General features: G+C 41.0%; 11 protein-coding genes and 5 pseudogenes. 9 read left to right on the top strand and 7 right to left on the bottom strand.

Going from position 1 to position 13,460, the window contains the following annotated elements; genetic code table 11:
• Nucleotides 1-45: 45 nt before the first annotated feature.
• From H525_RS0103995 to H525_RS22745, 6 genes and pseudogenes are all read left to right on the top strand, one after another.
• Complete coding sequence (locus tag H525_RS0103995; RefSeq protein ID WP_027415129.1) at nt 46-960, top strand: proline dehydrogenase family protein; 915 nt, start codon at nt 46-48, stop codon at nt 958-960.
• Nucleotides 961-981: 21 nt separating this feature from the next.
• Nucleotides 982-2,212, top strand: a pseudogene (locus tag H525_RS22750) (aldehyde dehydrogenase family protein).
• Nucleotides 2,213-2,569: 357 nt separating this feature from the next.
• Nucleotides 2,570-4,609, top strand: coding sequence for a hydantoinase/oxoprolinase family protein (locus H525_RS0103980; RefSeq protein WP_027415126.1), 2,040 nt, complete (start codon nt 2,570-2,572; stop codon nt 4,607-4,609).
• Between the two features lie 2 nt (nt 4,610-4,611).
• Entirely contained in the window at nt 4,612-6,372 is a 1,761-nt protein-coding gene (locus H525_RS0103975; RefSeq protein ID WP_027415125.1) for a hydantoinase B/oxoprolinase family protein, read from the top strand.
• Nucleotides 6,372-6,485 (top strand): annotated as a pseudogene (locus H525_RS28900) (hypothetical protein); the annotation flags it as partial. The gene H525_RS0103975 and the pseudogene H525_RS28900, both read left to right, overlap by 1 nt.
• A gap of 29 nt (nt 6,486-6,514) precedes the next feature.
• Nucleotides 6,515-6,823, top strand: a complete 309-nt coding sequence (locus H525_RS22745; RefSeq protein ID WP_245590393.1) for a DUF3830 family protein — start codon at nt 6,515-6,517, stop codon at nt 6,821-6,823.
• A 74-nt stretch (nt 6,824-6,897) separates the two neighbouring features.
• Here H525_RS22745 and H525_RS0103965 read toward each other — a convergent pair whose 3' ends face one another.
• From H525_RS0103965 to H525_RS26015, 4 genes and pseudogenes are all read right to left on the bottom strand, one after another.
• Nucleotides 6,898-7,464: a helix-turn-helix domain-containing protein gene (locus H525_RS0103965; protein WP_027415124.1), complete on the bottom strand. Its 567-nt coding sequence runs from the start codon at nt 7,462-7,464 to the stop codon at nt 6,898-6,900.
• 406 nt (nt 7,465-7,870) lie between these two features.
• Nucleotides 7,871-8,449: an ExeA family protein gene (locus H525_RS29300; protein WP_425387647.1), complete on the bottom strand. Its 579-nt coding sequence runs from the start codon at nt 8,447-8,449 to the stop codon at nt 7,871-7,873.
• A gap of 53 nt (nt 8,450-8,502) precedes the next feature.
• A pseudogene (locus H525_RS29295) lies at nt 8,503-8,878 on the bottom strand (Mu transposase C-terminal domain-containing protein); the annotation flags it as partial.
• A 306-nt stretch (nt 8,879-9,184) separates the two neighbouring features.
• Nucleotides 9,185-9,466: pseudogene (locus H525_RS26015) on the bottom strand (DDE-type integrase/transposase/recombinase); the annotation flags it as partial.
• A 32-nt stretch (nt 9,467-9,498) separates the two neighbouring features.
• Between H525_RS26015 and H525_RS28405 the strand changes: the two are divergent.
• Nucleotides 9,499-9,957: pseudogene (locus H525_RS28405) on the top strand (transposase); the annotation flags it as partial.
• A gap of 605 nt (nt 9,958-10,562) precedes the next feature.
• Here H525_RS28405 and H525_RS0103945 read toward each other — a convergent pair.
• The gene (locus H525_RS0103945) at nt 10,563-10,790 is read right to left on the bottom strand and encodes an SHOCT domain-containing protein (RefSeq protein WP_027415121.1); all 228 of its coding nucleotides are present in this window, start codon (nt 10,788-10,790) and stop codon (nt 10,563-10,565) included.
• Between the two features lie 278 nt (nt 10,791-11,068).
• On the opposite strand from H525_RS0103945, the gene H525_RS0103940 reads away from it, so the two are divergent.
• Both H525_RS0103940 and copZ read left to right on the top strand, forming a co-directional pair.
• A complete protein-coding gene (locus H525_RS0103940) occupies nt 11,069-11,398 on the top strand; it encodes a metal-sensitive transcriptional regulator (RefSeq protein ID WP_027415120.1) in 330 nt (109 codons plus the stop codon).
• Between the two features lie 152 nt (nt 11,399-11,550).
• Nucleotides 11,551-11,757 carry a copper chaperone CopZ gene (copZ, locus tag H525_RS0103935; RefSeq protein ID WP_027415119.1) on the top strand — a complete coding sequence of 69 codons (207 nt, stop codon included), beginning with the start codon at nt 11,551-11,553 and terminating at the stop codon, nt 11,755-11,757.
• A gap of 118 nt (nt 11,758-11,875) precedes the next feature.
• Here copZ and H525_RS0103930 read toward each other — a convergent pair whose 3' ends face one another.
• Nucleotides 11,876-12,580, bottom strand: coding sequence for a cytochrome c biogenesis CcdA family protein (locus tag H525_RS0103930; protein WP_027415118.1), 705 nt, complete (start codon nt 12,578-12,580; stop codon nt 11,876-11,878).
• Between the two features lie 77 nt (nt 12,581-12,657).
• The gene (locus H525_RS0103925; protein WP_027415117.1) at nt 12,658-13,446 is read right to left on the bottom strand and encodes a cupredoxin domain-containing protein; all 789 of its coding nucleotides are present in this window, start codon (nt 13,444-13,446) and stop codon (nt 12,658-12,660) included.
• Nucleotides 13,447-13,460 lie beyond the last annotated feature (14 nt).

Here is a 13,460-nt window from a genome sequence, read left to right as displayed (position 1 = left end):
CGTTGTCACCGATTACGCACACAGTTCTAATGAGGGGTTGTCTATATGGAAGTATTAATGAGAAACTTTTTTCAGTCTTTAGGCAAAAGTCCGTCTGCCAATCGGTTAGCTAAAAAATATGGGTTGAAATTCGGAGCATCCCGATTTGTTGCTGGAAGCACCATCGAGCAAGCGATTGAATCGGTTCGTCAATTGAATAAAGAAGGTAAGGTAGTTACATTAGATCATTTGGGAGAGTTTGTGTTTAGCGAGGAAGAGGCTAATGAATCCGCCGCCATGTGCATCAAAACACTGGATGCGATTGCAAAGGCTGGGGTCGATTCCAATCTTTCGCTAAAAATGACCTCGCTTGGATTGGATATCAGCAGGGTTCTTTGTATGAAAAATATGAGAAGAATCTTGGACAGGGCAAGAATGTACGGAAACTTTGTCAGGATTGATATGGAAGACTACGACCACTGTCAAGTATCCTTGGATATTTACCGTGAACTTCGCCAAGAGTATGACAATGTGGGAATTGTTATTCAGGCCTATCTGTACAGAACGGAACAAGATATCAAAGATTTGAATGAACTCCATGCAAATCTACGTTTAGTGAAAGGAGCCTACAAGGAGTCTTCTGAGGTAGCGTTTCCGATTAAAAAAGATGTAGATGAAAACTATGTTAAAATCATTCAGATGCATTTATCAAACGGTAATTACACCGCCATTGCGAGTCATGATGTGGAAATTATCAATCAAACCAAAACTTTTGTTGAAAACAGAAAAGTATCCAGAGATCAGTTTGAATTCCAAATGCTTTATGGCATCTGTGAGGATTTACAAAAACAGCTCGTTGATGAGGGATACAAGGTTCGCGTGTATGTCCCCTACGGCATCGATTGGTTTGGTTATTTCATGAGACGTTTGGCTGAACGCCCAGCCAATGCTTGGTTCGTGCTTAAAAATATATTCAAATAATGTTGAGAAGAGGGAAGTTCAATGAGTACATTACTAAATACGATCAAGCCTTTTGTAAATGAACCTTTCATCGATTTTTCCATTGAAGTAAATAAGTTGGCCATGGAGGCTGCGTTGGCGAAAGTAAAAGCAGGACTAGGGCGCGAATACCCGCTTCATATCGGATCGGATCAAGTTATGACAGACGCCAAAATCGTTTCTATTAATCCTGGCAATGTGGATGAAATCATTGGCCGTGTCAGCAAGGCCAACACCGATTTGGCCGAACGTGCCATGCAAGTTGCTTTGAATACATTCGAAGCATGGAAGAAGGTTCCGGCTGCCGAACGCGCTGAATATCTGTTTAAAGCAGCGGCATTGATGCGTGCCCGCAAGCATGAATTTTCTGCACTAATGGTGTATGAAGCAGGGAAGAATTAAGCATAAGCGGATGCCGATACAGCTGAAGCAATTGATTTTTTGGAGTTCTATGCCAGAGAAATCATTCGTTTAAGTGAAACGAATCTTCGCCAACCACTGGTTAAAATAGACGAAGAAGATAATCTATTAAGTTACATCCCGCTTGGTGTCGGGGTAATCATTCCTCCTTGGAATTTTCCTCTGGCTATTTGCGTAGGAATGACTAGTGCTGCTATTGTAGCAGGAAATACAGTATTACTAAAACCGGCTTCCACTACTCCTGTTATTGCGTACAATTTTATCTATTTAATGAAAAAAATAGGTTTACCTGGGAGTTAACTCACGACCTTAAAGTGGGGCTTCCGGAACAAAACGCTCCAGTAGGTCCTGTGATAGATAAGAATTCATATGACAAAATTCTGGAATACATCGAACTGGGAAAGGTAGAGGGACGTTTACTGACAGGCGGCGGCAAAGCCGAAGGGAACGGGTATTACATTCAACCCACTGTTTTTGCAGATGTTGATGGAAGAGCTCGTATTATGCAAGAGGAAATCTTCGTCCCCGTTTTGGCCATTGCCAAAGCCAAGGATTGGCAACAAGCGATCAATATGTATAATGATACCGAATTCGGCTTAACCGGATCGTTCTTCTCGAATGACGAAGTCCGTATCGCTGCAGCGCTTGAGATGATGCATTGCGGAATTTGTATGTTAACCGCAAATGTACAGGAGCTTTAGTCGGTGTTCATCCATTCGGCGGTTTCAACATGTCTGGAACGGATTCAAAAGCAGGTGGCTATGACTACTTATTATTATTTACTCAACCAAAGGTAACATCACGTAAAGTGTAGTACATTCTGTTCTTAGTGGATTTCACAAACATTGTCCTGTTAACTTGCAGATGTCTGAATAATAAGTTCCTATTTTTAGAATCGAGGATAACAATCTCTATCACCTAAAGATAGGAGCTTTTTCTCTTATTGTGAGAAGAAAACCTTTGAGGTTGGCATCAGCTTCGTAATAGAGTCCCTACTAAAGTTTATTAGTAGGGAGCATAACTCTAGGGATGAATGGTATAAATCAAGCATCTAGATTTTAATATTTGCAATATTCAAACCATGTAGTATAATATTTCTACAATATAATTGAAGTGATACTTGAATTATATTAATAAAATTGAAGATATACTTTATAATGAGGGGGTTTATATGAAGCGGTACCGTCTAGCTATTGACATCGGTGGTACATTTACGGATTTAGTTCTTTTTGATAAACAAGAAGGTACTTATAAAACGGGGAAGGTTCTCACCACACTGGATAACCAGGCGGAGGGAGTCATCGAAGGGATTGAAAAACTAGCAGGTAATTTAGAGGATATTGAATACTTTGTTCATGGGACAACCGCAGGGCTTAATGCGTTTTTAGAAAGGAAAGGGGCTAATGTCGCACTTCTGGTAACCGAAGGTTTTCGTGATGTTTATGAAATAGCAAGAGCAAACCGAGTAGAAATGTACAGCATTACCTATCGAAAGCCTAAACCGTTAGTTAAACGGAGGGATATTTTTGAAATCCCCGAGAGAATCTTGGTTGATGGATCTATCGAAAAGGCGCTAGAAGGTGAAGCTTTGGATCCGATCATCAATCAGGTTATTGAAAAGGGTTACAATTCGGTTGCCGTATGTCTGTTGCACGCATATAAAAACCCGAAACATGAACTCATCATCAAAGAAGCATTCCAAAAGAAGGGAATCGATATTCCTGTTTCACTTTCTCATGAAATTGCCCGTGAATGGCGGGAATATGAAAGAACAAGTACGACCGTCATTAATTCTTATGTCGCACCTATTGTAAGAAACTATTTGACTAAACTTGAGAAGGAAACGAAAAAAAGAGGACTTGAAAACGACGTTTACATCATGCAATCCAATGGCGGTGTTATGACCTCGGAAATCGCAAAAGATCTTCCAATCCAAACCTTGATGTCCGGACCAGTAGGTGGAGCCATAGGTGGAATAAATATAGGTGAACTGACGGATTACCGTAACCTCATTTGTGTGGATATGGGTGGGACGAGTTTTGATGTCAGTCTCATTATTGACGGAAAACCGGATGTTACGGCTGAAACGCAAATGGAAGGATTTCCTATTCTCACTCCAATGGTCAATATTCACACTGTTGGAGCGGGCGGAGGATCAATCGCCTGGATAGAAAACGGAGGTTTGCGGGTAGGCCCTCGGAGCGCCGGATCCAATCCTGGGCCAGCCTGTTATCGACGAGGTGGGACACAACCTACCGTGTCCGATGCGAATTTGGTGTTAGGGAGAATCGACGAACATGGTTTCTTAGGTGGAGAAATGCAGCTGGATAAAGAAGCCGCTTATCAGGCTGTCAAATCTGTAGCCGATCAATTGGGGCTTAGCGTGATGGAAACAGCTGAGGGAATATGTGCGATTGCCAATGCCAAAATGGCCGATGCTATTCGCACTTTAACGGTCAAAAAAGGAATAGATCCGAGAGATTTTGTCATAGTTGCATTTGGAGGGGCAGGACCCATGCATGCTGTATTCATTGCAGAATTGTTAGGCATCCAAAAAGTGCTAATTCCTACTGAAGCCGGAACATTCTCTGCATGGGGAATGCTGCAGACAGAAATTCGTTATGATGCAGTTCGGAACTTTGTACATATTGTTTCGGATATGGCTCATGATACAACGGAAGAATTATATAAAGGAATGGAAGACGAGGCTTCTACCATTCTTGCACAACAAAATATAGCAGAAAAAGATAGAGTATTCTATCGAAGTGCAGATATGCGTTATGTAGGACAGGAATATACCGTAAATGTGCCTTTTGTGTTTGATCCCTCCAAGAATTGGGAAGAAAACCTTATCAAGCTTACCGGTTTATTCCACGATATGCATCTGAGGATTTATGGGCATAACAATCCGAAAGGAACGGTGGAAGTCGTGAACCTAAGGGTTGCTGGTTATGGAGAACTAGACAAGCTTCAGATGAGTAGTAGTCAAGAAAAGGCTCAAGGACAACTTATTGAGCGGATGGTAAAGCAAACCGTTTGGAATGGGGAAGTGATCGAGACACCGGTCTACACAACCCAGCATTTGCAATTTGGCCATATGAAGGTGGGACCGGCGATCATTGAGGATCCAAGTTCAACCACGGTGGTTCCACCAGGGTACCGCGTCGAAATGGATGCCTACCGGAATATTCAAATTAAGAGGGAGGGATAAAGATGGAAGCTAAAACAACTCCGCAATATTTAGAAAACCCAATTACAACCGAGATTATCCGAAACGCCTTTATTTCTGCGGCTGAAGAAATGAATGCCAGATTGGCGAGAAGTGCCTTTTCTCCGATTATATACGAAATGAAAGACTGCAGTGTTTGTCTATTCAACAAAGATGCTGAATTGCTAGGCCAGTCAGCCGGACTTCCGATCTTCATGGGGAATTTGGATGGCTGTATAAAATATACGACTGAATTGATCGGTGGAAAAGAGATGTATAAACCCGGCGATCTCTATATTATGAATGATTCATACATTACCGGGACGCATCTCAATGACATTACCATCTTCTCACCCATTTTTTTAAAGAATGAATTAGTTGGATTTGCTGCGAACCGAGCACACTGGTTGGATATTGGGGCTAAAGATCCGGGATATCCAATGGATGCTACGGAAATCTATCAAGAAGGAGTCAGAATTCCACCTACTAAGATTTACGATGCAGGTAATCCGAGACAAGATGTCATCGAACTTATCGTTGGGAATAGCCGTTTAAGAGAAGCGGCTATGGGCGACTTGAATGCGCAAATCGCAGCATGTCGAACAGGAGAGCAACGATATCAGGAAATTATTGAACGATTTGGAAATGAAACCGTTGAACGTTGTATTGTAGATATTTTTACTCAATCCGAATTGATGGACAAGCAAGTCATCGCCAACATCCCGGATGGCGTTTACGAAGCGGAAGGGTGTCTGGATAACGATGGAGTATCGAAAGAACCAGTTCCAATTAAAGTCAAGGTTGTGATCGAAGGGGATGCTATTACGATAGATCTTACGGGTTCCAGCCAACAACGCCCTGGGCAAACGAATTGCGGTTTTTCCCAGACTATTTCAGCTTGCCGTGTAGCTTTCAAAAATCTGATCAGTCCTCATTCTCCGGTAACCGGCGGTAACTTTAGAACCATGAATGTCATTGCTCCAAAGAGGACCATCTTCCACGCCCAAGAGCCAGCAGCATGCGGATGGTATTTTACTCCTCTAGGCATCTTAATCGATTTGATCATCAAGGCCCTTTCTCCTGTTATGAAAGATCAATGTGCAGCCGCCCATTATGGAGATTCGATGGTCATTACCTTTACAGGATTGGATCCAAAAACCCAATCGCCATTCTTGAATGTGGAAGCAACTGCTGGCGGATGGGGAGCTTTTGCCGCGAATGATGGAGAATCAGGTCTGATTAATAATGTGAATGGGGACTTTAAGAACCTCCCGATTGAGGTCATTGAATCTAAGTATCCGTTGAAAGTTTTTCATTATGGATTTAGACAAGATACGGGCGGACCTGGTGCCAATCGGGGTGGCCTCGGTATTACGAAAGGATACCAGGTACGTGCCAAGCAGGCTGCAGTCTCCCTCTGGTTTGATCGTTCCAAGACGACCGCATGGGGACTCTTTGGTGGGAAAAGTGCAGCCGCCCCTGAGGTCATAATCGAGGGGGATGGTAAGGAAGAGCAACTTTTAAAAGTAAATGCCAAACCTCTCAAGTATAACGATAGAGTCACAGCCATGTCGGGAGGAGGGGGTGGATACGGCCATCCATTCGATCGTGATCCTGGGCAAGTTCTTGAAGATGTGATTGATCAATATATTTCCAAAAAGGCTGCTTTGCAGCAATATGGCGTGGTTATTAAGGATGATATATTAGATGTTGATCAAGAACTTACTAGAAACTATCGAGAGAAGAATAGGGTGGCTTACGAATAATGGATCCGGAAAAGAAGCATATCATGATTCACTTTGAAAGAGGGGGTAGCTTTAAAGCTACCCTTGACTTCAAGTCAGCCCCCGATACGTGCCGTTTAGTTTGGGAGATACTTCCGATTGAGAACGAAATCATTCATTCAAGATGGTCTGGAAGAGAAGTAATTTCCAAATCCAATGCAGTCAGCTCCCCAAGGAAGAAAATCAAACGATATACACAAGTATTGGGGAAATTGTCTATTGGCGTGGATGTTACAAGGGAAGTGACGAACAACCGACGGAGGTACTGGCAATTTATTATGGTCCGGAGTCATCGCGCAGTTTTAGAGGGGAAGAAAAGGTAACCGTCATTGGGCAGATTGATTATGGCAAATTGAATGAATTAAAGGTGGTCGGTGAACGGATTTGGCTGCGAGGAACCGAAAAAGTACGTGTTGAAAAATGGGGAGAATAGCCATTCGCAAAAATTATAGAAGTATTCTCTATTCCCCTATCCTTGCCTCTTGCTTGAGGCAAGGATTAGTCATTTTATGGCTGTTTAGCACCCAAATTCAGTGGTGGAGAATTAACCCAAAGTACCTGAACCGGTTTTTGTGTCATATTGATCCAATTATGGGGGACTGAGGAATTAATATGGATACTGTCTCCAGCATGAAGATCGTACTTTTCATTCTCTAGTAGAATGGTTAAAGTGCCTTGCAGCACATAACCGAATTCCTGACCTTCATGGGAGTAAGGAGTCGCTTTTTTTTCCCCGGGAAGTAGGGTTGCAAGGAGCGGTTCAAAAACGGGATTCTCAATATTACCTGATAAAGAAGTAAATATGAAATTAGAGTTTTCAAATTTGAATTCTTTTTGTTCTTCTTTCCTTAGGATGCTTGCCTTGGGTGTATAGTTAGCAGGGAAGAAATCATTTATAGAAACCCCAAGTGCCATTGCGATTTTATTCAGTGATGTAAGGGTCACTGACGATTGTGAGCGCTCAACTTGGGAGATAAAACTGATCGATAGATTTGTTTTTTCGGCCACTTGTTTTAAGGTCATCTTCTTTTCTTTGCGTAATTCTTTCAAGCGTTTGCCAACATTTAAATTCAATTTAATCACCTGATAATTTGAGTCGTACTTTAATTATACTTGTAACTTTTAAGAGTTGAAAGGGTTCAAAGTTTTTCAATTTATTATTTGGCTAACATCAATTCCTTTTTATCTCTTTCTTTTTAAGAGTAAGCTTCGAAAGATGGATAGCCAAATTCTAATATATCACAACTGTTAATGACGTAGTATATCGTCCCGAAGGTGACGGCGTTAGTTGTCCGCAAATTGACGAATCTATTGTCCAAGTGTCATTTGAAAAAAGGGAGAATCATGATAATTCTCCCTCAATCACCCGTTTGACCATGTGATCATCAATAATTCGATGTCCGTTCTGTGCTCCATAAAGTAAACAGTGCGTACATACCTTGTTTATGGGCCTTGCGGCTCTCCGGAAAAGCGGTGGATTTCATCTAAGGCCGTCAGAAAAGATTTGTTGGCTCACCCCTGCATATTCAAGATGGCGTGCCACATACTCACCAACCTGTGCACGATCGTAATGCCCCAGTCTGCATTGAAGATCGATTCTCTGGCGTATCGCCGCAAATGACTGAAGACGCAGGCGGTCCCATAATTCACTCTGACCTACAAGAATGAGGGCCATTGGACTTTGGGCATCCATTTTGAAGTTGAGTAAGAACCTAACTTCCTCAAGCATCTCACGATCTAAAAGGTGAGCCTCATCTACGACTACGACGGGCTGAATATCATGGATTCCCTTCATCAGCTCAATCTCCCGATGTAGTTGCCGTTTGGCATCCCCTCTATAAAACTTTGCTTCAGAGCCCAACTGTTCCAACATTCCCTTATAAAAATGACGAGGGGTTAATTTAGAATCCGACAAATAGAGCACTTGAAATTTCCCGCGATCCAGCCGATCCACAAACCTTCGAATGGTGGTGGTTTTCCCCGTACCGCAATCACCAGTCAATACTGCAAATAGCTGGCGTTCCGCCGCATACTTAAGCCTGCCCAAAATTTCACGCATCGGAGGGGAATCGTACAGCTTTTCCGTAGGGACATCCCTTGAAAAAGGGGGATGTTCCATCGTAAGTTCCTCTAGATCCGAAGGATCGTACACAACGTCCACTTGACGACCGATAAATGAAAGTCCAACTTCATATTTTTGGTCCATAAAGCTGATGCATCCTGATTTATCTACCTTCCGTGTCTCACAATGCAGGAAAGCATTTGCCAATGTATCCGGATCGATAAAGCGAAGGGCTTTCCTGTCACTTCGGAATGCGGATTCTGGACTTGTTTTCTCACCGAGTGCGGAATGAGGCTTTCCTTGGTAACATTCGGCGAGCCATACTTGGAAGAGTTCATTCAACCGATCCAGCGTATTTGGCTTTTCAAGTGCTACTTCGCCCAAGAAAGAATCTACCACTCGGTTAAATCGTTCCACCTTACCTTTTTTATGTGAAGCTTCGCATAAAAAAGGTTATGGAAAGCTGGCCGTTATGCAAAATTGAAGCCGAAAACTCGCGTCGTTAGTAGATATATACCCCAATTTACTTTACATAATTTTTTCATGGAGACTAAACAAACGATGAAAATATTTTGAACCAGCCTTTTTCAACGTGAAATGCACTTTATTTCCGTCCTTTATATGCCATGTCAATTATAGATCAAGAAATATTATGTAAAGTCAATGAACTGTAAATGCCCTAAAAACCCATGGGTTGTAGCCGTTACTTTGCATAATGTATAGCTTTCCATAACCTTTTGATTCGGGCGAATAAGGTTTTGCGAATACAAGGCGGGTGCCAAGCTTAGAACACGTACGCGCCATCCACTTGGTTCGGTACTGCTTACCGTTGTCAAAATAAACCGCTTCTGGCACGCCATATTTTTGTACGGCCTGCCGAAAGGCATCTTCCACAATCCTAGAATCGAGCGTTGGATAGAAAGCACCATGCAAAACAAATCGAGTTGCATCATCCAATATAGCTACCAGATAGACTTGCTTTTTCGTTCCATTTGGACCGATGGGCAAGTCCGGTTCGGAGAGGAGAGGTAAGGAAATAGCTCGACTACGCCTTATCTCTTACTCTACTCAGGATGCAGCGCGGCTGGATGTACCTTGTAGCCATACTGGACTGGTATTCCCGCTATGTGTGGATTGGCAACTCGATCAAAGCCTGGAGATTGGTTTTGTCATTGAGATGCTGCGGCGTACCCTTGCTGTGAATAAACCTGAAATTCTCAACAGCGATCAGGGGAGCCATTTTACTAGTCCACAATATATTGATATATTGAAAGAAAATGAAATTCGAATTAGTATGGACGGTAAAGGTCGAGCTGCGGATAATATTTTCACAGAGTGATTCTGGCGTAGTCTGAAGTATGAAGAAGTTTACATTCATGAGTATGCTAGTCCAAGAGAAACACGTCAAGGCATTAGCCGATACATGAATCTATATTAATCATATTCGGCCCCATCGATCATTACAATATCGTACACCAGCATCTGTATATTGGGGACAAGATTAAGCTACCGCGCTTCGCTTGCTTTCCCCGTTGTGGACACTCGGAACCTATCGGTTCCTCGTCCCCTTCGGGGCTACGTCCTCTACCAGTAGACAATGTATGTAAACATATCCCATATCTTGTAACTGAACAGTTGAATTACCATCTCATATAGAAAATACATCAATAGATTGTACATTATTTCACATACCTTAAAAATCTAAAAAAACTGTCTTGACATCGTGTAGCACTTTAGGCCGACTGAAAAAGACGTGAAGTAAAGAGAAAAAAGAGGGATATTTGCTAAATCTACGGAGTTTCCGAATGATTCGGAGATTGTTATCGTGTGCGCTAAAGGTGTAAGTTCTAAAATGGTCGCAGTCTTTATACGAAACGGTCTTTACTAAGAACGTCAATCTGTCGAATGATACGCTTGTTCTTCCTACACACTACGCTGACATCAAGGAAATCAATGTATTCAGGTGTAGTGGGGGCCTTGCTTGGTAATATTCGCAGAAACAATGAAGCAATGCGTACAAAAAAACGTGAGCAGTTCACGGGCGAATGAGCGATAAAAAGCAAAGATGAGAGCTGCTAAATTTTTGAAGCAGCTCTCAAAAAATTGAATTTTATTTATGCTGTAACTTGTTGCTTATTTTAAAATACTCATTTTCTGTTATTTCTCCTCGAGCATATCTTTCACGTACAACATTGATAGCTGTATCGTCTTGTTTTACTTTGCCTTCACCACGAATCAGTCTAATCATTACGTAAATTCCAGTCAGAAGGATGATCCAGCGCAAAAGCATCCAGACAAACATTCCAACACTGCCAAAACCAAGCATGCTGTTCATCATGATTTATCACTCCCCTGCTTTTATTATAGAAAAGAAACGTGAAGAAAACGTGATGAACAAAAAGTAAAAATGAAATTGGGCGGTTATAATGTGAAACGAAAAATTAATTAAAATATTGTTCAGTTATAAAAATACACTTGTATACGGTACAGGGGTATGCTATAATTTAATTAATCATTAGTAACCAATGAACAAATATGGGTAAACTAATCACAACGTATAAGTTTCTTATAAAACAAACTTAGCATATGGGACAACAATATTGGAGAGAAAATTAAATGGAAAATACAAAGGGAAATCATAGTCAGGATAATTTCACGCATACGGACGAAAGAAAAAGCCATCATTCAAATAAAATGAAAACGAATTTAGTCAGTCGATTAAACCGAATTGAAGGTCAGATTCGGGGCGTAAAGGGAATGATTGAGAAGGATGTCTACTGTGATGATATTCTGAATCAAATCGCGGCTATCCAGTCCGCACTCAATTCAGTGGGAAAACTTCTTCTGGAAGGCCACATGAAAAGTTGTGTGATTGAAAGAATTCAGGACGGAGATCAGGAAGTGATCGATGAACTGTTAAAGACAATGAACAAATTAATGAAATAAATTTTTTAAGCAAACTCTTGTTTAACCCATTGTTAAAAATTTAAGCAGCGCGTTAAGGAGGTGACTCTTTCATTAAATAAAACAAATTTTTATCTTGTTTTTAATATAGTAATATATTACACATTGGTCCAAAAAAGGAAGGATGAGTCAAAGTGGAAAAAGTAACGTTAAACGTTAAAGGTATGACATGTGGTCACTGTGAAAAGGCTGTTCGCACAGCGTTGGAAGAACTTGATGGTGTAAGTAAAGTCTTGGTTCATCTCAAAGAGGGTAAAGTAGACGTTGAATTTGAGGGCGGGAAAGTGTCGAATAATCAAATGAAAGAAGCAATTGAAGAACAGGGATACGATGTTGTATAAAAATAAATAACGTTTGTTTTATACAATACTATAAAATGATGAGATTTATTAAGCAGCGTTCTTAACTTATAGAAGTTTAATTAACAACTTTTATAAGCGGTAGACGCTGCTTGTTTGTTTAAAATCCCGTAAAGCCCCCGTAAAACCTAATTAATGTTCTTGTAATGGCAGTCATCTGATTCGTATAGAGCAGAATAGAAAGAAAGATCATCATAATGCCTCCAACCTTCATGATTTTCCCGCTGTAACGATTTATCCACTTCATTTTATCGATAAAGAACGACATCAAATAAAAAGGAATAGAGAACCCGATCGTATAGGCGATCATATACCATATACCTTGTGAAGGGTTTGAAACGCTTAGAGCGAGAACAGCTGTAAGAATAGGACCGACACAAGGCGTCCAGCCTGCCGCAAACGATATGCCAATTAAAGTTGAACCAAGATACCCAACAGGCCGGTCCGCAAAATGCATTTTGTACTCTTTCATCATAAATTTCGGGGTATAAATTCCCGTCATAACGAGACCCATTACAAAGATTAGGATAGCTCCTATTTGGCGTATAAGGTCTTGATTTGATTTGAAAAGGCCCCCAAGTAAGGTTGTTGAGAAACCCAAAGCAAAGAATATACTGGAGAACCCCAGCGTGAAAAAAAAGGTATGAATCAGTGCCTTGCGGTTTGCCAATCCGGTGCTTTTAATGTCATTTACCGAAACACCGGTGATATACGAGAGAAACGTAGGATAAAGGGGTAAACAACAAGGAGAAATAAAGGATAAGAAACCAGCTCCAAAGGCAACCCAAATACTGATATCCGTCAATTTAAACCAACTCCATGATTTATCAAATATCTCCTATCATACCGTAAATATTTGAAGGTATTGTGAAGAATGACGAATTATTCTTTTACTATAAGAGTGCCTGACATTCCAGACTCTTTGTGACCGGGTAAAGTGCAGAACCATTGATATGTGCCAATAGTATTTGGAGTGAATTTTACACTTGACTTCTGTCCGGGTTTAGCATGGATATGTACAACATTAGTGGCATACTGATTGTGACCGTGATGATTCGATTGTTGATTTATTTGTAAGTGAGAAATTGAAATATCCTGGATTTCTATATCATGTTCCTGGTTTCCTTTGTTAACCAGCGTAATTTCTGTCGGTTGATTTTTTGTCAACCTTATTACATTAGGAGAATAAGCAAACTCTTTTGCTTCAATAATAATGGGTTGGGGAGAAATCGGTTCACCTGATGCAAAACTGTGAGGTAAGATAAGAAAAAAAGTTACCAGAAGGAATAAAGGGTATAAGGGATGTGCAACTACATTTAATTTAGTGGGTATATTGCGTTTTGAAAGCTCCTGGACAATGAGATATACAACAAGTGAGACCGTACATAGTAATAACACAAAAAAAATGTAAAACAAATACTCTTTTTGAGGCGGCGAAATCATATCCCCCAGCATAGCTCCCATCATACCGCTCATTAAACCACTAAAAAATCCTTCTAACACACAAATCAATCCTATTGGAATTCCGGAAAGTAATCCAAAAAAGCCACCTATTATAATTCCCAAAAGAGTAGAAGTAAATAAATCACCTGAATAATAAAGAACGGGTGTATAACCCCCGATGAGCCCTGCTGCCATTCCTAAAGACATAGAAACGGTCATCCCCATCATATTTGAGAGGAACT

The sequence above is a fragment of the Aneurinibacillus terranovensis DSM 18919 genome, assembly GCF_000430625.1.
Classification (GTDB): domain Bacteria; phylum Bacillota; class Bacilli; order Aneurinibacillales; family Aneurinibacillaceae; genus Aneurinibacillus_B; species Aneurinibacillus_B terranovensis.
The sequence above is the reverse complement of the archived record's forward strand: the minus strand, read 5'-3'. Positions and strand labels throughout refer to the sequence as shown.